At 59.2% G+C, this 21605-nt stretch carries 22 protein-coding genes and 1 tRNA gene; 8 read left to right on the forward strand and 15 right to left on the reverse strand.

From position 1 onward, the window contains the following. Positions 1-55 precede the first annotated feature (55 nt). Together B0E33_RS07030 and B0E33_RS07035 are read right to left on the reverse strand one after the other, a co-directional pair. Positions 56-931 carry a bifunctional allantoicase/(S)-ureidoglycine aminohydrolase gene (locus tag B0E33_RS07030; protein ID WP_077293177.1) on the reverse strand — a complete coding sequence of 292 codons (876 nt, stop codon included), beginning with the start codon at positions 929-931 and terminating at the stop codon, positions 56-58. Positions 932-1095: 164 nt separating this feature from the next. Continuing rightward, positions 1096-2811: a thiamine pyrophosphate-requiring protein gene (locus tag B0E33_RS07035; protein WP_206051412.1), complete on the reverse strand. Its 1716-nt coding sequence runs from the start codon at positions 2809-2811 to the stop codon at positions 1096-1098. A 384-nt stretch (positions 2812-3195) separates the two neighbouring features. Here B0E33_RS07035 and B0E33_RS07040 point away from each other — a divergent pair, with 384 nt between their 5' ends. The 3 genes from B0E33_RS07040 to B0E33_RS07050 are packed head-to-tail and all read left to right on the forward strand — an operon-like array spanning position 3196 to position 6102. Next, the gene (locus B0E33_RS07040) at positions 3196-4230 is read left to right on the forward strand and encodes a TRAP transporter substrate-binding protein (protein ID WP_077290790.1); all 1035 of its coding nucleotides are present in this window, start codon (positions 3196-3198) and stop codon (positions 4228-4230) included. After that, entirely contained in the window at positions 4230-4745 is a 516-nt protein-coding gene (locus B0E33_RS07045; protein WP_077290791.1) for a TRAP transporter small permease, read from the forward strand. The genes B0E33_RS07040 and B0E33_RS07045 overlap by 1 nt, the downstream gene beginning before the upstream one ends. A gap of 1 nt (position 4746) precedes the next feature. After that, positions 4747-6102: a TRAP transporter large permease gene (locus B0E33_RS07050; RefSeq protein WP_023002155.1), complete on the forward strand. Its 1356-nt coding sequence runs from the start codon at positions 4747-4749 to the stop codon at positions 6100-6102. A 73-nt stretch (positions 6103-6175) separates the two neighbouring features. On the opposite strand, the gene B0E33_RS07055 is transcribed toward B0E33_RS07050, so the two are convergent. After that, positions 6176-7840, reverse strand: a complete 1665-nt coding sequence (locus tag B0E33_RS07055) for a thiamine pyrophosphate-binding protein (protein WP_077290792.1) — start codon at positions 7838-7840, stop codon at positions 6176-6178. A 381-nt stretch (positions 7841-8221) separates the two neighbouring features. Next, positions 8222-8602 carry a hypothetical protein gene (locus tag B0E33_RS07060; RefSeq protein WP_055657628.1) on the reverse strand — a complete coding sequence of 127 codons (381 nt, stop codon included), beginning with the start codon at positions 8600-8602 and terminating at the stop codon, positions 8222-8224. 128 nt (positions 8603-8730) lie between these two features. Between B0E33_RS07060 and B0E33_RS07065 the strand changes: the two genes are divergently transcribed. Beyond that, positions 8731-10278 (forward strand): bifunctional aminoglycoside phosphotransferase/ATP-binding protein, encoded by a 1548-nt coding sequence (locus tag B0E33_RS07065; protein ID WP_077290793.1) that lies wholly within the window; start codon positions 8731-8733, stop codon positions 10276-10278. Between the two features lie 4 nt (positions 10279-10282). Here B0E33_RS07065 and B0E33_RS07070 read toward each other — a convergent pair whose 3' ends face one another. From B0E33_RS07070 to B0E33_RS07080, 3 genes are all read right to left on the reverse strand, one after another. Further along, positions 10283-10603: an AzlD family protein gene (locus B0E33_RS07070; protein WP_023002159.1), complete on the reverse strand. Its 321-nt coding sequence runs from the start codon at positions 10601-10603 to the stop codon at positions 10283-10285. Further along, positions 10596-11297, reverse strand: a complete 702-nt coding sequence (locus B0E33_RS07075; protein WP_023002160.1) for an AzlC family ABC transporter permease — start codon at positions 11295-11297, stop codon at positions 10596-10598. Before B0E33_RS07075 ends, B0E33_RS07070 begins: the two co-directional genes overlap by 8 nt. 132 nt (positions 11298-11429) lie before the next feature. Beyond that, positions 11430-12257: a sulfite exporter TauE/SafE family protein gene (locus tag B0E33_RS07080; protein ID WP_023002161.1), complete on the reverse strand. Its 828-nt coding sequence runs from the start codon at positions 12255-12257 to the stop codon at positions 11430-11432. Positions 12258-12444: 187 nt separating this feature from the next. On the opposite strand from B0E33_RS07080, the gene B0E33_RS07085 reads away from it, so the two are divergent. The 3 genes from B0E33_RS07085 to B0E33_RS07095 all read left to right on the forward strand — a co-directional run bounded on the left by B0E33_RS07085 (position 12445) and on the right by B0E33_RS07095 (position 14264). After that, positions 12445-13011: a DUF3291 domain-containing protein gene (locus B0E33_RS07085; RefSeq protein WP_167579501.1), complete on the forward strand. Its 567-nt coding sequence runs from the start codon at positions 12445-12447 to the stop codon at positions 13009-13011. A gap of 127 nt (positions 13012-13138) precedes the next feature. Continuing rightward, on the forward strand, positions 13139-13843 hold the full coding sequence (locus B0E33_RS07090) for a pirin family protein (protein ID WP_077290795.1): 705 nt from the start codon (positions 13139-13141) through the stop codon (positions 13841-13843). A gap of 115 nt (positions 13844-13958) precedes the next feature. Next, entirely contained in the window at positions 13959-14264 is a 306-nt protein-coding gene (locus B0E33_RS07095) for a GNAT family N-acetyltransferase (RefSeq protein ID WP_023002164.1), read from the forward strand. A 16-nt stretch (positions 14265-14280) separates the two neighbouring features. Here B0E33_RS07095 and B0E33_RS07100 read toward each other — a convergent pair whose 3' ends face one another. Continuing rightward, positions 14281-14769, reverse strand: a complete 489-nt coding sequence (locus tag B0E33_RS07100; protein ID WP_077290796.1) for a hypothetical protein — start codon at positions 14767-14769, stop codon at positions 14281-14283. Positions 14770-15017: 248 nt separating this feature from the next. On the opposite strand from B0E33_RS07100, the gene B0E33_RS07105 reads away from it, so the two are divergent. Next, positions 15018-15212: a hypothetical protein gene (locus B0E33_RS07105; protein WP_023002166.1), complete on the forward strand. Its 195-nt coding sequence runs from the start codon at positions 15018-15020 to the stop codon at positions 15210-15212. A 77-nt stretch (positions 15213-15289) separates the two neighbouring features. On the opposite strand, the gene B0E33_RS07110 is transcribed toward B0E33_RS07105, so the two are convergent. From B0E33_RS07110 to B0E33_RS07140, 7 genes are all read right to left on the reverse strand, one after another. Beyond that, positions 15290-16042, reverse strand: a complete 753-nt coding sequence (locus B0E33_RS07110) for a 2OG-Fe(II) oxygenase (protein ID WP_077290797.1) — start codon at positions 16040-16042, stop codon at positions 15290-15292. Then, entirely contained in the window at positions 16039-17115 is a 1077-nt protein-coding gene (ada, locus tag B0E33_RS07115) for a bifunctional DNA-binding transcriptional regulator/O6-methylguanine-DNA methyltransferase Ada (protein ID WP_077290798.1), read from the reverse strand. Before ada ends, B0E33_RS07110 begins: the two co-directional genes overlap by 4 nt. 254 nt (positions 17116-17369) lie before the next feature. Further along, a complete protein-coding gene (locus B0E33_RS07120) occupies positions 17370-18128 on the reverse strand; it encodes an SDR family oxidoreductase (RefSeq protein ID WP_077290799.1) in 759 nt (252 codons plus the stop codon). 268 nt (positions 18129-18396) lie between these two features. Beyond that, a complete protein-coding gene (locus B0E33_RS07125; RefSeq protein ID WP_077290800.1) occupies positions 18397-19596 on the reverse strand; it encodes a COG3904 family protein in 1200 nt (399 codons plus the stop codon). Positions 19597-19952: 356 nt separating this feature from the next. After that, a tRNA-His gene (locus B0E33_RS07130) sits at positions 19953-20029 on the reverse strand. Between the two features lie 226 nt (positions 20030-20255). Continuing rightward, positions 20256-20774 (reverse strand): phasin, encoded by a 519-nt coding sequence (locus tag B0E33_RS07135; RefSeq protein ID WP_023002171.1) that lies wholly within the window; start codon positions 20772-20774, stop codon positions 20256-20258. A 366-nt stretch (positions 20775-21140) separates the two neighbouring features. Further along, a complete protein-coding gene (locus B0E33_RS07140) occupies positions 21141-21527 on the reverse strand; it encodes a phasin (protein WP_031269792.1) in 387 nt (128 codons plus the stop codon). Positions 21528-21605: the final 78 nt, after the last annotated feature.

Raw genomic sequence — 21605 nt, forward strand, 5'->3', positions numbered from 1 at the left:
GACCGTCAGGTCCGTCTCGAAGGATGAGGGTGCAAGGAGGAAGGGGCTTTTCTCTTTACTCCGCGGCGCTGCGGAAGCTCTGCCGGGCACCGGCCTCGAAACGACCTGCCGCCTGCAGCTTCATGTGGCGGTTGACGTCCTTGTAAAGGAGGTAGCGGAACGGGCCCGGGCCACCGGCATAGCAGGCCTGCGGGCAGAAGGCGCGTAGCCACATGTAGTCGCCGGCTTCCACCTCGACCCAGTCCTGGTTGAGGCGATAGACCGCCTTGCCTTCCAGGACATAAAGCCCGTGCTCCATCACATGGGTTTCCGCAAACGGGATGACGGCACCCGGCTGGAAGGTGACGATGTTGACGTGCATGTCGTGGCGCACGTCTTCCGGATCGACGAAGCGGGTCGTCGCCCATTTACCGTCTGTGCCGGGCATTGCCCGCGGTTCGATGTCGTTTTCGTGGGTGACGAAAAGTGTCGGTCGCTCCAGGCCCTCAACAGGCTCGAACGCCTTGCGAACCCAGTGGAACCGCACCGGTTCACTGCCTGTGTTCTTCAGGCTCCAGTCGGTTTGCGGCGGCACGAAGGCGTAGCTTCCGGGCCTCAGGTCGTATCGCTGTCCGTCGGCTGTCAGAACAGCTTCGCCTTCGACAACGAACAGCACGCCTTCGGCGGAAGGGTCTGTCTCCGGCCGGTCAGAGCCGCCACCCGGCGACACCTCAACGATGTATTGAGAGAAGGTTTCGGCAAAACCTGACAATGGGCGCGACAGCACCCACAGGCGGGTCTTGTCCCAGAACGGCAGATAGCTGGTGACGATGTCACGCATGGTGCCTTTCGGGATGACCGCATAGGCATCGGTAAAGACAGCCCGGTCTGTCAGGAGTGTTTCCTGACCGGGATGACCGCCGGTCGGCGCGTAATAGGATCTTGGGGGCATGGACTGGGACACGGCCAACCTTCTTCTTCAACAAAACCAGTTGCCGGGAACTATGACCTGCCTTTCGAGGCCGGACCACGGGGCATGTCCGAAGAGCTCCTTTCGGAAAAACAAGATAATCGTCCCTTGATTTTCTTATTCTTCCGATCAATTGAACCCGTGCCTCAAGCCCGCGCGATGGCGATGTTGAGCAGAACTTGCCGCTTTTCCTCCGTCGCCACCTTGATGGCACGTTCCAGCGCTACCGGCAGCGCGTCGCCTTCCGTCACCGTTTCGGTGTAGGCGCGGCTGGCTTCCGCGGTTCTGGTAAAATCCGGGCTTGGCCGAAGGGACGTCAGCGGCACATCGTTGGCCTTGCTGGCAAGACCATCCTTGTAAGTGCCCACCACCGAGTGACGCACCGCGCCCCACTCCTCGTTGTTCAACACAAGCGTGATCACCGGCAACTCATGCGCCTCGGCAACCATGTGGCAGGCCGTCGGGTTGGCGAACATGTAGCTGCCGTCGCCGATGGTTGCGAAGACCAGCCGGTCGCGGTCGGCAAGCTGTGCGCCAAGCGCCGCTGCGAGACCCCATCCTAGCCCCCCGGAATGCGGTTCCTGGAAGTAGCTGTTCGGCTGCTCCAGGTCGAGCGGCTCGAGCGGACAACCAAGCTCATGGAAGATTGTGGCCTTCCGCCCCTTGATGGCGCGGCCAAGGCAAAGACTGACCCAGTCCTTGCTCATCGGGCCGGCATTGCCGCGCTTGGCCCGGGCGACAACCTCCGCACGATTGGCGGACGACAGTTCGGCAATACGATGTCTGCGGGCGTTCAAAACGGCTTCGTCACGCGGACGGCTCTGCATTTCGGCAATCAGCGCCAGCAGCGTTTGCGCGGTTTCTCCTGCCAGGGTCACATCCGCCTGGAAGTTGCGGATAGGCGTGCGGGTGAACAGGGGATCCGGCCCGAGCTGGATCACGGTGACATCATCGCGAAGGGCGACCTTGTCCGGCCACCAGGGTGCCAGAGAATTCATCACCAGCACCACGTCCGCCTCGGCAAGCAGGGCTTCCGGCGACGCACCGACCTGCATCGGATGCGACAGGGGCACGGAAAGCTGGTTTGCCCAATAATGCGACAGCGGCAGGGCCCAGTCCGTCAGGAACCGTCCGAGGGCCGCAAAGGCCTCTTCCGATCCGGCTCCTCGCTGACTGATGATCAGCGGGCTTTTGGCCTGCGCCAGCAGGTCTGCTGCCCGTTTCAGGGACGAGGGATCCGGCGCTGCGATGACCGGTGCCTGTTTCGACGGGGTATCAAGGCCGTCCGGCGGAGTTTGCTCGCACAGAACTTCACGCGGCAGGCTGAGATAGACGGGGCCCTTGGGCGTGGAATTGGCAATCGCCCAGCCCCGGTCGAAGAGATCCGCGATCTGCTCGGGAAAACGCAACTCGTAGTCCCATTTGGTGACTTCGCGGATCAGCGCGGTCTGGTCGAACATTTCCTGTCCCCAGCCGATCGGCACCGTGCGCGCGCCAAAGCGGCCGGCTTCCATCACCGGCGTGCGACCGGACATCATCAGTACGGGGATCTGATCGCACCAGGCGTTGATGGCGCCGGTAATGCCGTTGGAGAGCCCCACGTTGGTGTGCAGCATGACGGACTGGATCCTGCCGGAGATCTGGTAAAAGCCGTGCGCCATACCGACGGCAACATGTTCGTGCGGCACCGTGATCGGCACCGGAAGGTCGAGCCCGTTCTGCGTTGCCTCGATCAGTCCCTCGATGATCGGTGGAAAATCTGTGCCGGAATTTGCGAAGACATAGTCGACACCGAGCGCCTTCAACTTGCCGAACACCGCTCCACCCGCGGTAATCGTGGTGCTGTCCATCCTGTCGGCCATGCCGTCCTCCCATGTTCCTTTTGGATGCAGAATGCAGAAATTGCGAGGCAATTCAGGCTCTTGCGGGAGAGGAGCCCCTCCGCGAACCGCCGCCTTCGCATCTGCTTTGACGCGCACCCTAGACGATAAAAAACGGCAATGGGAACAAGGAATTTTCTTTCCAAAATTGGAAAGTATAATGGCTATTATCTCATTTTACATTACCAAACTAATTAGTGAAGATGATCGCGGAGCTACGTTCCCTGCTGGCTGCAAATCTGCAAGAGGTGCGCCCGAAAGGTCTTCCGACTTCGTTGAAGGGCGTTCCACGATCGCACACATTGAAGGTTGGCCAGCAAGTTACAGACCGGGAGTCGACAAGAGCTTCCGATGGGAGGAGACAACATGAGCATTCTCAAGAACGCGTTTCTGGCCGCTGCCATGATCGCCGCCGGCGCATCGTCCGCAGCCGCGGCCGATTACGAATTCAAGCTGCACCACTTCCTGGGCGAGAAAGCCCCTGCGCACACACAGATGCTGGTGCCGTGGGCCAAGCAGGTGGAAGAAAATTCCGGTGGCAAGGTCCATATCGAAATCTATCCGGCCATGACGCTTGGCGGCCGTCCGCCCGAACTGATCAACCAGGTGCGTGACGGCGTGGTCGATCTGGTCTGGACCGTGAACGGCTATACGCCTGGCCTCTTCCCGCGCACCGAGGTGTTCGAACTTCCGGGCATTCACACCAACGATCCGGCGGCCACAAACCAGGCGCTGATGGATCTGTACGAAACGGACCTGAAGGACGAGTACAAGGGCGTTGAAGTAATGTTCCTGCATGTGCACGCCGGCCAGGCCATTCACATGCGCGACACGGAAGTTCACTCCCCGGCAGACCTCGCCGGCAAGAAGATCCGCATCCCGACCCGTACCGGTGCCTGGGTGATCGAAGCACTCGGCGCTTCGCCGGTCGCCATGCCGGTTCCGGAACTGCCGCCTGCGCTGCAGAAGGGTGTTATCGACGGCGCTTTCATTCCGTGGGAAATCATTCCGCCGCTGAAGATCCAGGAGCAGACCGAGTACCAGATCGAAGGCGTCGACAAGGAGCGTTTCGGCACCACCACCTTCCAGGTTTCCATGAACCAGGAACGCTGGAATGGTCTGCCGGAAGACATTCAAAAGGCCTTTCGTGATGCCTCCGGTCCCGGGTGGATCGTGAAGGTTGGCGAAATCTGGGCTGCATCGGATGATTTCGGGATCGGTCTGGCCACCAAGGCGGGCAACACGCACATCACCTTGACCGAGGAAGAAACCGAAGCTTTCCGTCAGGCGCTGGCTCCCGTTGCCGACCGCTGGGTCGAGGAAGTCTCCGCAAAGGGTATCGACGGTGCCGCGCTGGTTGAAAAGGCCCGCGCAGCGGTGGCCAGCCACTCGGCCAACTGATGTCGAACACTCTCAAAGCCAGCAGCTCCGGGTTCACCGGGGCTGCCAGCCGCCTGATAACGCTCTGGGCCCTCCTTGGTGGCGGCGTGCTGTTGCTGGTCGTCGCTGTCAACATGCTGTCGATCATCGGCTCGGTTTTCGGCACACCTTTTCCGGGCGATTTCGAGCTAACCGAAATGGGCGTGGCCATCGCGGTCTTCGCGTTCCTGCCCTATTGCCAGTTGGTCGGTGCAAACGTCTCGGCAGACATCTTCACCGCCGGCGCGTCCAGACGGGTGATTGCCTTCTTCACCCTGCTCGGGTCACTGGTTGCCCTTGTGTTCGCGCTGCTGCTGATCTGGCGCATGTATTACGGCATGCTGGACCAGAAGGACTACGACTACATAACCACCATCCTGCAGATCCCGCACTGGATGGCCTTCGTGCCGATCCTGATATCGCTTGCGCTGCTGGCACTGGCCGCGCTGGTCACGCTGCTGCAGGACATGACCGCGCTGTCGAGAGGACACCACTAGAATGACGGACGCACTTGTCCTCGGGCTTGGCGCTCTCGTGGTGCTGATCGCCCTGATCGCGATCCGCATGCCCATTGCCTATGCGATGATCCTTGTAGGCGGTGTCGGCACCATGATGCTGAACGGCCCCGCCCTCGTCCTCAGCCAGCTGAAGACCCTCGCCTACGGCCAGTTCTCCATCTACGACCTTTCCGTCGTGCCGATGTTCGTCCTGATGGGGGCGATCGCCTCGAAGACCGGCCTGAGCCAGGCTTTGTTCCGGGGGGCGAATGCCTGGCTCGGCTGGCTGCGTGGCGGCACCGCCATGGCGGCCATCGCCGGCTGCGCCGGGTTCGGTGCGGTCTGTGGCTCGTCGCTTGCAACCGCCTCCACCATGGGCAAGGTCGCCCTGCCGGAACTCAAGCGCTACAATTATTCCGGTGCGCTGGCGACGGGAACGCTCGCCGCGGGCGGCGTGCTTGGCATCCTGATCCCGCCCTCGGTCGTCCTGATCATCTATGCCATCATCGTGGAAGCAAACATCGTCACCATGTTCATGGCGGCGTTCCTGCCAGGCCTGCTGGCAGTGGTTCTCTTCCTTCTGACCATCGCCCTCTATGTCACCATCAAGCCGGAAGCCGGGCCCAAGGGAGGTGTTGCCGACCGCAAGGAATTCCTGGAGGCGACTGCCGGCATGATCCCGGTGCTGATCATCTTCGGGCTGGTCATCGGCGGCATCTACTTCGGGTTCTTCAACCCGACACCGGCAGCTGCCGTCGGCGTTTTTCTGGTCCTGCTGTTCGGGCTGTTGCAGCGCAAGTTGTCCGGCCACGACTTCATTCAGGCGCTCAAGGAAACCGCGTCCACTTCAGGCATGATCTATCTGATCATCCTTGGAGCGGAACTCCTCAAGATCTTCATGTCCCGCGTTGGCCTGCCTCAGGAAACCGCTTCCTGGATCGCCAATTCCGGGCTCGAACCGATGACGGTGCTGATCCTGCTGCTGATCGCGCTCATCCTGCTCGGCTGCCTGATGGACAGCCTGTCGATGATCCTGCTGGTGATCCCGTTCTTCTGGCCGGTTCTGGTCGAGATCAACGGTGGCATCTACCAGGGAGCGGAAGGGGCAGGCTTCGGCATGAGCACGGAAGACCTGAAGATCTGGTTCGGCGTACTCGCCCTGATCGTGGTCGAACTCGGCCTGATCACGCCACCGGTCGGCATGAATGTCTTCGTCATCTCCTCGCTCGATCGGGAAACGCCGATGATCGAGACTTTCAAGGGCGTTGCGCCGTTCTTCTGTGCCGAGATCCTGCGCGTAATCCTGCTGGTCTGTTTTCCGATCATCACCCTGTGGCTGCCGCAGGTGCTGAGGTAGGCATCGAAAGCCCCCATAAATGAAAAAGCACGCCCGGGTAACGGGCGTGCTTTTTTCGTTCAAGGCTGGGCTTTTACTTTCCCTGTGCCGCCGCGCGGATCTGGCTGAGGCTGGCGGCCGGGGTGATGGCTTCCGGGTCCAGCTTCAGATGCAGGATTGCGGGTGTGCCGGCGGCACGGGCACGTTCGTATGCAGGACCGAAAGCGTCTGTCGTTTCGACCGTCTCACCGAAGGCACCATAGCTGCGGGCAAGCGCTGCGAAATCCGGATTGACCAGCTTGGTTGCCGACGGGCGGCCGGGATAGGTGCGTTCCTGATGCATGCGGATGGTGCCGTACATGCCGTTGTCGATCACAAGCACGATGATGTTGGCACCGTCCTGACAGGCGGTGCCAAACTCCTGCATGGTCATCTGCAGGCAGCCATCGCCTGCAAAACAGACGACTTCGCGCTCCGGAAAGGCAAGCTTGGCGGAAACGGCTGCCGGCAGGCCATACCCCATGGAGCCGCTCGTCGGCGCTGCCTGGGTGGCGTAGCGACGGAATCGATGGAAGCGGTGCAGCCAGGTGGCGTAGTTGCCAGCCCCATTGGTGCAGACCGCATCTTCCGGCAGGTTGGCTTCCAGCCATTCCATGACACCGGCCATCTGGAGGTTGCCGGGAACCTGTGGCCGGGCACCGGACCAGTCCAGATAATCCTGGTGGGCCTTGGCCGCTTCGCCTGCGCCTTTCAGTTCGGACGGCGGCTGAAGGCCTTCGGCCGCCTTGCAGAAGGCAGTCGGGCTGGCATGAATTGCCTGCGCCGGCCGGTAGACCCGGCCGAGTTCCTCGGCGTCCGGATGGACATGCACCAGTTGCTGTGTGGGAGAGGGAATCTCGAGCAGCGAATAGGACTGGCTCGGCATTTCCGACAAACGGCCACCGACAAGCAGGATCAGATCGGAGGACTTCACCCGTGCCAGCAGCTTCGGATTGATGCCGATGCCGACATCGCCGGCATAGTTCGGATGCAGGTTGTCGAACAGCATCTGGCGGCGGAACGAGCAAGCAACCGGCAGGTCGAAACGCTCGGCAAAGCGGGTAAAGCCGGCGACGGCCTCTTCCGACCAGCGGCTGCCGCCCAGAATGGCGATCGGCCGCTCGGCCGCCCAAAGGCGCTTCTGCAGTTCCGCCATCTGGGTGAGGCCCGGATGCGTTTCGACCTGGGTCCACGCAGGCGGCTGCGGGGCATCCGCCTTTTCGACCAGCATGTCTTCCGGAAGCGCCAGAACCACCGGTCCCGGACGGCCGGACGTGGCAACATGGTAGGCGCGCGAAATGAATTCCGGTACGCGATCCGCGTGATCGATCTCCGCAACCCATTTGGCGATGCCACCGAACATTTGGCGGTAGTCGATTTCCTGGAACGCTTCACGCTCGCGCATGCCACGCTCGATCTGTCCGATGAACAGGATCATCGGCGTGGAATCCTGCGCCGCCACGTGGACACCGGCAGAAGCGTTGGTGGCCCCGGGACCGCGGGTCACCATGCAGATGCCCGGCTTGCCGGTGAGCTTGCCCCAGGCATCGGCCATCATTGCAGCCCCGCCTTCCTGGCGGCAGACCGTGACCGGGATCGACGCATCGTAAAGCGCATCGAGCACGGCAAGGTAACTTTCGCCGGGCACACAGAACACGCGCTCTGCCCCGTGGCGCTCCAGCGCCTCCACCAACAATTCACCGCCGGTCTTCTGGTCCATGTTCCGGGTCCTTACGAGAAAGATGATCTGTTCATTCTATAGCGTATGAAAATCCCGCCTGTTAGAGGAGAAAATCAGATTAATTGGCAATAGGGTCATTCCGATTTAGAATAATATATCTCCGACAACGGACTTGCAGCCCATCCTTCGAAACGCGCACAAACGCGCTCTTCAGGATGAGGTTTAATGTGTTGTAAGGCCGCCTGATTGTGCCACACACAGTCCTCATCCTGAGGAAGCGCGAAGTGCTGTCTCGAAGGATGGGCCTCATGTCATGGTAGGCCTTGCCGGTAAGCTTCGGCGCTGCAAACAAAAAGGGGCACCGGTTTCCCGGCACCCCTGCCCCCATTCGTTGTTATGTCTTGTTATGGGAAGCTGATCTCAGATCGACTGAACCGTCACCACCTGGAAGGTGTGCATCTCGCCATCCTCGTCCTTGATGGAGACGTATTCACCCGGGTTGAAGGCATGAGCGCCGAAACGGTAGCCCGCCTCGTCGTCGTCCTCGCCGTCGATATCGTAATGGAATGCCCAGGAGCCACCCGGACGGTGGATGAGGTGGCCGACTTCCTCTTCCTCGGCGCCCCAGAATCGCCGCACACGGCAATGGTCGCGCTGCTTCTTCCAAAGACCGGCGTCGATATGGCCGGTTTCGTCAAGCGGAGCGGTGAATTCATAACCGTGGTTCGCCGAACCTTGCGGGAAATCCTTGGTTCTGGCCAGGTTCAACCTGATCTTTTTCAAAGCCGGATAGTCGCTCATGGGGCCCTCCTTTACTGACAATCCGGTTTATTTGTGCCACATCCGGGGCACCTCACATTGAGAAGGATCAAACCGGGTCGTTTGCATGTGAGGCATGTATTGCCACGTGTCAGCAAAAGGGACGGAAGATGGATCAGGCCGAAACCCAGAACCAGGCGCTCGAGTTCCTCGGCAGCCTTCCGTCCGACGATCCGGCGCGGCCCGAGGTGAAGCGGATCGACACCCATGCCAATATCGTCTTTCTGGTGGGCAGCAAGGCCTACAAGGTCAAACGGTCGGTCAAGTTTCCCTTTCTCGATTATTCGACGTTGCCCTTGCGCGAAGAAGCCTGCAAGGCGGAAATAACCTACAACCAGCCGAACGCACCTCAGATCTACCGGCAGGCCTTGCCTGTGACGCGGGAGGCAGATGGCACGTTGGATCTTGGCGGCACTGGAGAGCCCATCGAATGGGCAGTTGAAATGAACCGGTTCGAGCGACAGCACGAACTGGACTCCGTCGCTGGAACCAGCCCGCTTCCGGACACTCTGACGGACAGGCTGGCGGACATGATGGTGACTGCTCATGACGTCGCGCCACTGCGGCAGGGCAACGGCTTCTACGCGGAGCTTGCAAGCTATGTGGAGCAGAACGACGCCGCCTTTCGCGAGCACCCCGATCTGTTCGAAGCCGAGGCGGTCCGGCATCTGACCGAGACTTCCCGCACTGTCTTGTCGGCTCTGCACGAGTTGATCCTGCGCCGGGGCGAACAGGGCCTTGTCCGTCGTTGCCACGGAGACGCCCACCTTCGCAACATCGTCATGGTTGATGACACCCCGGTCCTGTTCGATGCGGTTGAATTTTCAGATGCGATTGCTACCGGCGACGTTCTTTACGATCTCGCCTTCCTGCTGATGGACCTGTGGGACCGGGGTCAACAGCGTGCGGCCAACCGGGTGTTCAACCGCTACATGGACAAGAGCCGCCTGGACACGCATTCGGAGGGCCTGGCAGCCCTGCCCTTCTACCTGATGATGCGCGCGGCGATCCGCTCCAAGATCGCGGCCAGCTCCGCTCTCAACCAGTCGGACCCGAACCAGAAACAACGTGAGCGCGACCAGGCCCAGGCCTATTTCCGCCACGCAGTGGACTTTCTGGATCCCTCACGCCCACAACTGGTTGCCATCGGCGGCCTTTCCGGCACCGGCAAGACCACGCTTGCCTACGAAATTGCCCCCGGCATCGGCCGGGCACCCGGCGCGCGCGTGCTACGCACGGACGTGATGCGAAAGCGCCTGCTGGGCATTGAAGAAACGGAAAAGGCGCCGGCGGAAGCCTATACGCTGGAGGCTTCCCAGAAGGTCTACCACGCGCTGGACGACACCATTCAGACCGTCCTCGCAGCGGGTCACTCGGCAATCTTCGATGCCGTTTTTGCCGCCGAGAGCGAACGGGACCGTATCGAGGCCATCGCGAATAATGTTGAATGCGGTTTCTGCGGCCTGTGGCTGACTGCGCCGGCAAACATCCTGAAAGCCCGGGTCTCCGCGCGCGGGGACGATGCCTCGGACGCAAACGCTGACGTTGTCGATACCCAGCTTGGCTACGACCTCGGCCAGATGAACTGGGTGGAAATCGACGCGGGCAGCAATGTCGACGAAACCGCCGGACAGGTTCGGAAAATCCTGAACCGCTAGTAGCCTACAGTCCGGCAGCCCTGAGGGCTGCCGCGGCTCCGGCTGCACAGAAGACGGCGACATATTCCTTGCGCAGGGTCACCTGCGCCGCTGCAGCAACGACAAGGCACAGCGCCACGGCCAGCCCGCCCTTCAACACGATGGGCAGAATGGTGGAAACGATGATCGCGCCCGGCAAGGCCTCCAGCCCCCGCCGCACCCGCGGCGTGATGGGCAGCCGGCCCATGACCCAGTATCCACCCGCCCTCAGGGCATAAGTGACCGCCGTCATGCCAAGCACGGCCAGGACGAAGATCGGGTCGGCGGTGAATGCTCCCTCAGTCATCGAGATAGGCCCCCGCGAAAGCACCGGCGATGGCACCGGTGAAAATGCTCCAGTAGCCACCGACCAGATACCAGGTCAGCGCGGCGATACCGCCGGCGAACAGCCAGCTGACTGTCTGGCGCTTGCCCTTCCAGAGCGGCACGAGCAGTGCAGCGAAGAAAGCCGGCAGAACCACATCGAGGCCATAAACCTTCGGGTCCGACACGAGACTGCCTGCGAAATAGCCCGGAACGACGGAAAGCGACCAGACCGACCAGGTGAAAAGACCGCTGCCGAGATAGATCCCCCAGTCGCGCGTGCCCTTGTCGTATTCCGACAAGGCCAGCAACCAGTTGAGGTCCGTCAGCAGAAACAGGGAAGGATAGGTCTGCCAGGCCGGCACCTGGCCAAGCCAGGGCCGCAGGCTTGCACCGATCAGCAGCATGCGCATGTTGACGGCAGCGGTAACCCCGATCATCGCCACGACGAGAGCATAATTGAGCGGATCGCTGTAGACTTCCATCGCGACAAACTGGCTGGCGCCGGCGAAGACCAGCGAGTTGATCATGATCGTTTCGAGGAAGGTCAGCCCCTTTTGCGCGGCGACCGTTCCGAAGACCAGTCCAAGCGCGATGATGCCCGGGGAAACCGGAATGCACATCGTGGCGCCCCGCACGCAGCCTTGCAGGCTGAGGGTCACATTTTTGTTCAACATGTCTGTCCAAGAGTGTCAGGCGGCGGGCAGCCCCCGCAAAGAAAGGTCAGTATTGCTGATAAATCGCCTCAGAACCAATGAAACCTTTTGATTTACCCATCAGCGATCCTGTAGCCGGGACCAGGACACCGGTCAGAACACGACGCCGTAGATCATGCGCAGGCCGGTAAAACCGAGGAACAGCGCGAACACGAGCTTCAGCTTCGACGGATCGATGGCATGGGCGATCTTCGCGCCCCAGGGTGCAGCAAGGGTGCTGGCCGGAATAATCAGGAAGAAGCCGATCAGGTTGACATACCCGAGCGAGAACGGCGGGCGCCCCTCCTCGCCCCAACCGAAGAAGATCGACAGCAGGGTGCCCGGAACGGCAATGATGAGGCCGATGGCCGCCGCGGTGCCAACCGCCTTGCGGATCGGATAATTGAAAAGGGTCAATGTCGGAACGCCGAGCGTTCCACCGCCAATGCCCATCATCACCGAGATCCCGCCAATCAGGAAACCCAGTGTTTCCTTGATCGGAGATCCGGGAAGCTTGTCGGCCAGATGGGAGCCATCCTTGCGGAACATCATGTTGGCCGACACGGCCAGAGCGACAATCCCGAAGACCAGCGTCAGTGCGCCACCCGAAATGTTCCCCGCGAGCGTTCCCCCGGCGATGACGCCAAGAGCGATCGCCCACCACCAGCGTTTCAGGAGATCCATGTCGACGCTGCCACGATTGTAGTGGGCGCGCGCCGAAGACGTGCCGGTCGCCAGAATGGTTGCGAGCGACGTTCCCACGGCCACATGCATCAGAACCGACGGGTCGATCTTCAGGGCGGTGAACATGTAATAGAGCACCGGCACGATGACGATGCCGCCACCGACGCCGAGCAGGCCTGCAATGATCCCGGCCACAAGCCCGGTTGCCAGCAGCGCAACAGCCAGAAGGCCAAGGGAGAAAAGGCTGAGATCTTCCACGCGATTATCCTCGTTGCCGGTGCCGCGCTCATGCCGGCCACCAAAGTCTTCTTCCAGCGCTTAGACCAGCTGCGCGAATTTTTCCAGCCGCATGCGTGGACTATCTGTTTTGCGACGCTTGCAACCTCTTGCGACACGGGTGAATTGCAGCCAGTCTCTGCCGGGTGTCATTCAGCGGCGAGGAAGCATGAACGGTCACTGGCTTGCGCTCTATACATTCGGCCAATTTCGTACGCGGGCGGACCACCCGGTTGTGGAACCCTTTCACCAGGCCGAGCCGCTTGTGTGGGCTGCGATGGAGCGAGCCGAGGGTTTCGTCGCCCGGTCCGGCTACGAAGACGAACCGGGACCGGACAGCTGGGGCGAGCAGGTTTTTCCCAGGTACTGGCAGGACAATGGCGACGGCTGGGCACCCTCCACCATCTCGCTTTGGCAAGACCTGGAATCAGCGCTTGCCGCCGTCTACCGAGGGCCGCACGCCGAGATCCTGAAAAAGGGCCCGGACTTCATGCGGGAAGACCATGCCTACCCCGCCTATGCCCTGTGGTGGGTGCCGGAAGGCCACCAACCGGACTGGATGGAAGCGATCGACCGCTTCGAACGCCTGGGCGACGCGGGCCCCACGCCCGCGGCCTTCACATTCAAATCCGCTTTCGATCCTTCCGGAAAGCCCACAACAGTGAACGGCGGCGTATCGAAACAGATCGCGGAACGAAACCGGACCCGGACCGAAGCTCCCAAGGCTGTTCAATAGGGATTGTTCAAAAATCGATGACTAATTGTCCAGATTTGGCAGAATTGTAAAACAATCTCCCAATGGCAATCTTAGGTCCAACAGCGCACGGACATTCCCGTGCCAGAGATTGGGAAAGGATTGAACCATGAACCAGATACTCCGTCCTTCGGATGCTCGCGGCGATGCCGATTTCGGCTGGTTGAAGAGCAAGCACACGTTCTCCTTCGGGTCCTATTTTGACCCGAACCACATCGGTTTCGGTGCCCTGCGGGTGATTAACGAAGACCGTGTCGCCCCCAGCGCCGGCTTCCCGACCCACCCGCACCAGAACATGGAGATCATCTCCTATGTCGTTTCCGGTGGTCTGGAACACAAGGATTCGCTCGGTACGGGCTCAGTCATCTGGCCGGGAGAACTGCAGCGCATGAGCGCCGGCACCGGTGTCCGCCACAGTGAGTACAATCACTCGGACACGGATCCGGTCCACTTCCTGCAGATCTGGATCGTTCCGGAAGCTGACGGAATCTCGCCAAGCTACGAGCAGAAGGCCTTTCCGGAAGACGGCCGCCGCGATGCGCTGCGCCTGATCGGATCGCGCGACGGGCGGGACGGATCCGTTACCATTCATCAGGATGTCGATCTCTACGCGTCGCTTCTGTCCGCGGATCGCAGCCTGGCCTTCGACATCCGCCCTGGCAGGAAGGTCTGGCTGCAGCTGGTGAAAGGCAAGATCAGCGTCAACGACCAGCCGCTTTCCGCAGGCGACGGTCTCGGTCTGCTTCAGACAGGCGCAATCTCGCTGACAGCCAGTGAGAATGCCGAATTCCTGCTGTTCGACCTGGCAGCCTGACACGAATTGGGGCGGGATTGTTCCCGCCCCATCCCCATGTACTTCCCTGGAAACGAACAGACAGATTGAACACAGAATCAGAGCAATTGCTTTCATCCACTTCAGGAGACCGACAATGGTAGAGACAACTTCCCCCGACATCACCCTGGAACAGGATGGCAGCAAAGGCCGCTATGTGGCGAAGGTAGGCGGGATCACCGAGCCGGCCGAACTAACCTTCTCCATTGTCAACGAACACTTGATCATTGCCGATCACACCGGTGTGCCGGACAGCATGCGTGGCATGGGGGTTGGCAAGGCACTGGTGGAAAGGCTTGTTGATGACGCCCGTCGCAAGCAGGTGAAGATCGTGCCGCTGTGTCCTTATGTGAATGCGCAGCGGCGCAAGCACCCCGAATGGGCGGATGTGTTTCAGGCCTAGGCGAAAAGAAACATGCTCAGCTCGAAGGCTCGCTGTCCTCTACCGCCGTCTCGCACCCCCGCAAGGTGTAGAGCGCACCGGTCAGCATGTCGCCGGCCTGTTCGAAAGCGGTGTCGGTGATTTCCGGTCCGGCTGCGCTCAGACCAACTGCCGCCAGCCTGATGTCGGCAAGGTTCCGATTGAGTTCCTTCAGTTGCTGCGCCACTTCCCAATGATCCCGGAGGTCGGGATCAGAGAGTTGCGCAGCAAGCGTGGTGATCTTGCCGTCGAGCGCTTCGATCCGGGACTTGAATTCGCCCGGAGAGACCTGCAACCGGGCGAGCGCGGCTTCTGTCACATTGCCGGCGATACGTTCGCCCGCTGTATCGACCCTGTTCAACACAAGGAGCGACAGCACGCAGGCTGCAATGACAAGCAGCGCCGTCGCATTCACGAGCGCCAGAAGCAACTGGCCGGGCAAACGGACCAGACGGCGGCCAAGGCCGGGGGCATCGTGATAGGACATTGCATGCTCCTTAGAGATCAGGTGCTCTCATTCAGACAGAGTCCCGCATGACACACAACGGCCCCCGAGCCGTGAACCGTCAGAAAGACCTGATTTCTTGGGAGAACCAACCGACCATCCGTTCACCGTATCAGAGCCCCTGGCATCTTCTGCCTGTAGCCCAGCCTACACTTTATCCGGGAAACGACACTTACCTTTAACGGAAAAAGGGTTACTCCGTTCCCATTCAAAACACCGATAGGGCACGGATGAACTACGGCCGCCTGATCACAGCAATATTGTTCCTCTGGATGACGTCCGCCCTCTTCAAGTACGGCAACCAGAACTACGAGGCACTCAAGGCGGACTTTGGCCTGCTGGCTCCATTGATGTGTTTCATCGCCGGCGTCCTTCTCGGCTGCAGCGCCATTGTCCTGCTCATCAAGTCTTTCAGGAAGACATGATCGCACTTCGGCAGCTATCAACCTGCTGCGAGGTACCATCAAACTTCAAGACGGCTCGCCAAGCACGGAGCAGGTGTCTATTTCGCGTCGTGGAAGATGATCCCTGCGGTGTGTCTCGTGCCGGAGCGCACGCGGCTCACACCGTGGCGCAGGCTCACGCGGTAACTACCTCTCGTTCCCTGGACAGGCCGGTTGTGAACGGCAAAGGCCACGGCATCCCCCTGGCGCAGGCCGACAACCTCAACGCGGCTCTGCATGCGCGGGCGCTGTTCGGTCATGCAGAATTCGCCACCCGAGAAATCCTTGCCCGGCTCCGATAGCAGAATCGCGACCTGAATCGGAAACACCAGATCGCCGTACAGATCCTGGTGAAGGCAGTTGAAGTCGCCTGCGCCATACTGCAGCAACAAAGGGGTCGGCCGGACCTGGCCCGCCTTGTGGCATTGCTCCAGATACGCGTCGTGAGTAGCCGGAAATCGTTGATCGAAGCCCATGGTTTCGTTCCACGTGTTGGCAAGACCGGCGAAGCGGGGATAAAGGGCGGTCCGCAATCCACCCAGAATATCCGGCAGCGGATATTTGAAATAACGGTATTCCCCCTTGCCGAAGCCGTGCCGCGCCATGACGACATGGCTTCGGAAATGTTCTTCATCGGTATAAAGCGACGAAAGGGCACGACATTCCCCGGGCGACAAGAGCTGAGGTAGCGTGGCACAGCCGAAACCGTTCAGCTCTTCGTGGATAGCAGCCCAATCATAACCGGCAACCCGAGCCTCTAAAGAGGTCGCCAAAGCATCCGAACGATCCTCGTTGGCGGTAAGCTTTCTCATGCCCGTTTCTCCCTCTCGATGAGATCGCGCTTGCGCTCCACACCCCATGCGTAGCCGGAAAGTGCACCGCTGGTTCGAACCACGCGGTGGCAGGGGATTGCCACTGCGAGCTTGTTGGCAGCGCAAGCCCGGGCAACAGCCCGTGATGCCTTGGGTGCCTTGATACGCCGGGCAACCTCGGCATAGGAGACCGTTTCTCCGGCAGGGATTTCCTGAAGAGCTTGCCATACCCGTTGTTGAAAGACGGTTCCGCGGACATCCAAAGGCAGGTCCAGACCGATCTTTGGACATTCGACGAAGCCCACCACCCGGGCCACCAGACCTTCATAGTCGCGATCCGCCCCAAGCAGTGTTGCCTTGGGAAACCGGTCCTGCAGATCCCGGACCAAATCCCCCGGGTCACTTCCGAGAAGAATCGACACAACGCCTTTCTTGCTGGACGCGACCAGAATGGCACCAAGCGTCGTCTGGCCAACCGCGAACCTGATCTCCTCGTCGGCTCCGCCGGCACGGTATTGCGTGGGTGTCATACCCAGCATCCCGGTGGATTTTTCATAGAACCGTCCGCTGGAATTGAAGCCTGCGTCATAGATTGCCTCGGTCACCGTTATGCCGGAACCAAGTCCATCACGGACCTTGTTGGCCCGATGCGCTGACGCATAGTCTTTTGGCGTAAGCCCGGTCGCCGCCTTGAACACCCGGTGAAAGTAGCTGGGGCTACGACCGACGGAGCGAGCAAGATCATCCAGTGACGGCTCTTCTTCGCTGCCTTCAATGATGCGGCAGGCCTTTGCGACAATCGCTGCATTCTCGGCACTGGCAGGCAAGCCTTCCGGCTTGCAGCGCTTGCACGCCCTGAAACCGGTCGCCCGGGCGCTTTCGAGCGTGGTGTGAAGCTGTACGTTTTTCGGATTGGCCAGGCGCGAAGGGCACGACGGGCGACAATAGACCCCGGTTGTCGACACCGAATACCAGAACTGGCCGTCTGCGGTCTTGTCACGGGCTGCTATGCGCGCCCATCGAGGGTCCTCTGCCAGAGGCAGCTTGGTCTGATTGTCGTTCAAGGCTTCCATTGGTGCGTCTTCCCGAAATTGTTGTCGTCAACTTCGCCAATCCTGTCACCGGCTTCACGACCGTGCACTCCGGTCCTTACCTTCAAATCGGGATCTTCAGCGACCCGTTTTCCGAGCTGCTGGCATATTTGAATTTCAAGGCAAGGGACGGAGCGGAGGCTCTGTTCAAGTCTGTTGAAAAGGCGCTGTTGCCTGAAACAGGCGGTCCGGGATTTGCCACAAGGCGGCGCTCCGCCTTGTGGCAAAGCGTCCGGTCAGGTCAGCCGAATGGACATGCCGCCATCGACAATCGTCGGGCTGCCCGTCATGAAACTTGCGCGGTCGGACAGCAGGAAAAGCGCTGCCTGTGCGATCTCCCTTGCGTCGGCCATGCGTTTCATGGGGTGCAAACCTGCAATGAACGCCAAGATGTCCGGATTACCTTCGCCACCGGCCGGTGTAATTGTGCCACCCGGCATCAAGGCATGAGCCCGAATACCCTCCGCGGCGTGGTCTGAGGCAAGTGATTGCACCAAGCCGTTGAGACCGGCCTTGGAAGCCGCATAAGCGCCCATGCCAGGCATGCCCGCGTTGCTGAAACCAACAAATGACGATGTGAAGACGATCGAGCCACCGCCGGTTTTCTTCATGACCGGTATCTGCGCTTTTGCAGCCAGAAACGCCGCCGTCAGGTTGACAGTCAGGACCTCGTTCCAGTTGCCGATACCCATGTCCGGGACCGGCTCCATGGCCCCGACAATGCCTGCATTGTTGAAGGCACCGTCCAGTTGCCCGAACTCCTTCAGGGCGAGGTCGACCAGTGCCGCGGCATAACCTTCGTCCTTGACGTCGCCCTCCAGGAAAACGGCCCTGCCGCCGGCTTCACGGATTTTGGACACAACAGCCTCAAGTTCCGCGGAACGCCTGGCACCGAGGATGACATTCGCTCCTTCGGCCGCAAAAAGGGTCGCTGCAGCAGCCCCGATCCCGCTGCTTGCCCCGGTGATGATGATCGACTTGTTTTCGAGTTCCATGACGTTTTCTCCTGTCTGTCATTGGCCCCGGCCTGAGCCAGGGTCCGAGCGACAGGTGTCATGATCGGGCCGAGCCGAACTATCCGTTTCTTGTTGTCAAATCCATAAGAAGGGCTTGAGCACGTCGATCAGGTCAGGGGTATACCAGCACACAGGCAGCCTATTTAAAACATGTTGGGCACGCTCAATGAGGCCAACGACGTCTGTCGATAAATGTGCGAGTGGACTTTAGGAGCGGCAACAGCCTGCTTCAAAGGTGACCTGATATCTACTTGCCGTATCCAGCCGCACTTGAGGCTTCTCCGTATGACGAACCTGTCCCGCAACATATTTTCATCACATAGGTATTGCCCATAGTCACAAAACTATCGCTCGGGATGGCACCCTCTTTTTTCAACCCCTTGGTGAAATAGAGGGCTTGCTCTTTATCCAACGGCTTAGCGATCGTCACCGCATACCATCCGTTGGTCGCAAGGTAGACCGCCAAAGGGAGATCTCTGGCCATTGCGTAGCTAACCGCTTCGTCGATGTTGTCGAAACTCTTGACTTGAATGAGCCTAAGTTCGCCAGGCGTGGCATCGAATTGATCAACTCGTATCCACGTATGGTGCATATACCCAGTTACGCCCGCAACAGTCACACGATACCAGCGGTCTTCCTCACCTGTGATTTGCACAGAAACGCCATTTGTGAAGCGACGTAAACTATGAGCTTTCCCGTTAGGTGACGCCTTCATTAAAACTGAACCCTTAGGGTGTCGGACACGTCCAGAACGAGCAACGGGAATGGTAGCTCTGCTCGGCTCAATTTGCTTCGGACTTGTCGAAACGGAAGGTCGTGATGCTACATACGGCTTTGCTTCGCTTGAAGGCTTGGAGATTGCCGCCGTGTCAGTGGCACCCTCAGACAAAGTAACTCCAAAATTAGCCATCTCCTGCCCAGAGAGATATCGAATGTCATTCGCTTCTGTCTTGAATGCGAGTTGCAAGAGTGCAGGGTTCACTCCCATCTCTACCATGTACCCAATGATGTCCGCAGTGACGTCCTGAACAGCAGAAACAGCCTCCTCCTTGTTGAAAGGAGTTGTTGGCGAGAACGAAGACTTGTGCACCCCGATGGAACCCGGTTCAGCATATCGAGATCGGCCTCCCATGAATGCCAGGGCGCAGGCAGAAGCGCATTCAAGCTGACGGAGTTGTATCGTGGCCAAACCGTTTGATCTGATGATCCGACCAAGTTCCATCGCCTTGAAAATGTTCCCGCCGTCGCTGTCAAAGCCGATCACATTAGGATTGAAAGAACGAATGACTTTCTCGAATTCGGACAGGTCATCACTGGGTGTGAAGGTACCCTCAATAACAACAAACCTCAGACCATCGTCCCCCTCTCCCGAATTGTAGCTAAGTTCGGCCTTTCCCACAGAAGGAAGGATGGTGACCAAAAAGATCATGAGGATTCGGATGATCATGGGTAATCACACACTCAGGTACAATTCATTGACACCGCAATTCAGTGTATTCGAGCGACTTAAGGTATTGCAACCAGACTTCACGCCATATGGTTGATCTGCTCAGCCCAAATTTCTGTATTTTGAGGTAAGTCTGTTTCCCAGTTAAGATTACAGGCTATGAAACGATCTAGATTATGCGAAGAAAGATCAGCCAAGCATTGCGGCTTCGTCGGTCTTTGATTGCCTGTAGGTGCGCAACCTGCAGTGCAGTCGCAGCATTATTGGAACCCTTTACTGCAGCGCTCAAGCCGAAGCAATTGCAGCAAGATTGACTTGCGTTCCAAAAAAATTCTGAAAGTTCATGAAGAGGGAAATGGTACAGACGAGTGGATTCGAACCACCGACCTTCGGAGCCACAATCCGACGCTCTAACCAACTGAGCTACGTCTGCTTAAAGGCGTGAGGTGACGCGGACCATACTGACCCGTGCCGCCATTTGCAAGGGCGTCTTCTAAACTCGTTTTTTCCAACCCGCAAGCGGGAATTTGCGGAAATTTTCGAGCTGTTGAAAAGCAAATGCCCGGAGCGTTGCCCCGGGCATAACAACCGTTTGCCGATGTCATCGGCATGGCCCTGCCGAACCGCAATCAGGTGACTGCGGACGGCAGGATGCCGGATTAGTTGACCTTGATGTCCTTGAAGGACTTCTCGAACGCTTCCTTGACCGGTGCGGAAACGTCGGTACCGAGCTTGGTAGCCAGTTCGTGCATTTCCTTGGACTGGGCGCTCAGAGCGTCAAACTGCTGGCGAGCAAACGTGGACTGCAGCTCGATAGCTTCAGCCAGGCTCTTCGCAGACATGATGTCCTTCACGAAAGTGAAAGTTGCGTCGGCGTTGGCTTTGGCAGCATCAACGGCCTTGTGGTTGAATTCTACAACGCCCTGGCGGGAAGTCTCGAAAGTGTCTTCCATCAGGTCGGTTGCGTCTTCAGCAGCGTTTTTCACTTTTGCATAGGCTTCGCGAGCGTTCTCGATGCCTTTTTCGGTTGCTTCACGGAACATGGCCGGAACTTCCATTTTGGGCATAGCAAAAGCCTCAAAGTCAGGGAAAGCTACACCAGCAGCAGCGGTTTTGGCTTTGGTGGTGCGAGCTTTCGGCGCCGGCTTTGCCGGAGCAGTGGTTGTGGTGTCAGTCATGATCTCATCTCCTTGAGTCCGGATGCGATCATTGGTGCAAGTTCATTCCGCCGATACGTGTGCCGGCGGACCCTGTCGTCATCCGCAAACACTACATAGTGCATGCCGTGCTGCATTGCAACATTTTTTTGCACTGCACAACAAACTTGCCGTCGGGGATTTCTGGTGTTTCGTCGGTTCCGTTCTGCAAAAAGCGGAGCGGACTGCAGCCCTTTGTCGGTAAGCCATTGGCTGGACAAGGGAAGACGAAAACAGGCAATCAGGACCGGAAAAACATTACAACCAAAGCAGGAAATATTCAATGAAACACTTGTGACACCTTGCGCGGGGCTCTGGTGCCCTGCGCAAGGAAAAATGCCGGCCGGATTATTTTTTCTGGGTGGCCTTGGCCGCGTCCTGAACGGCCTTCGTCGCCGAGTTGGAAAACTCGCGCGCCTGTTCGCCGAGGGACTCCATCTGCCGGCGCAGATAGTCCTGCTGCAGCTTCATCATGTCCTCGACATTTTGCGCCTTGACCAGTTCCTGCGCAAACTTGAAAGCCGCATCGACATGCTCTTCGGCATAGTTCAACGCCTTCTTGTTCACATCCGCAGCACCGGCCTGAACCGCATTTGCGCTGTCTTCCGCATTGCTGACAGCCTTGTGGGTCGCGCCCATGAAGTCGTCAAAGGCCTTGCGGGCCTGGTCGACGCTCTTTTCCGCGAAATCGCGCATCTGGTCGGGAATTTCAAAACCGGTCTTGTCTGTGCTCATGTCGGCGCTCCTCAGGTCGACGAAAGATGTCAGGCAGGTATCCTGAAATCCTTCCATGCCAAAAATTCGTAACACGAC

Source organism: Roseibium algicola, from assembly GCF_001999245.1.
Taxonomy (GTDB): domain Bacteria; phylum Pseudomonadota; class Alphaproteobacteria; order Rhizobiales; family Stappiaceae; genus Roseibium; species Roseibium algicola.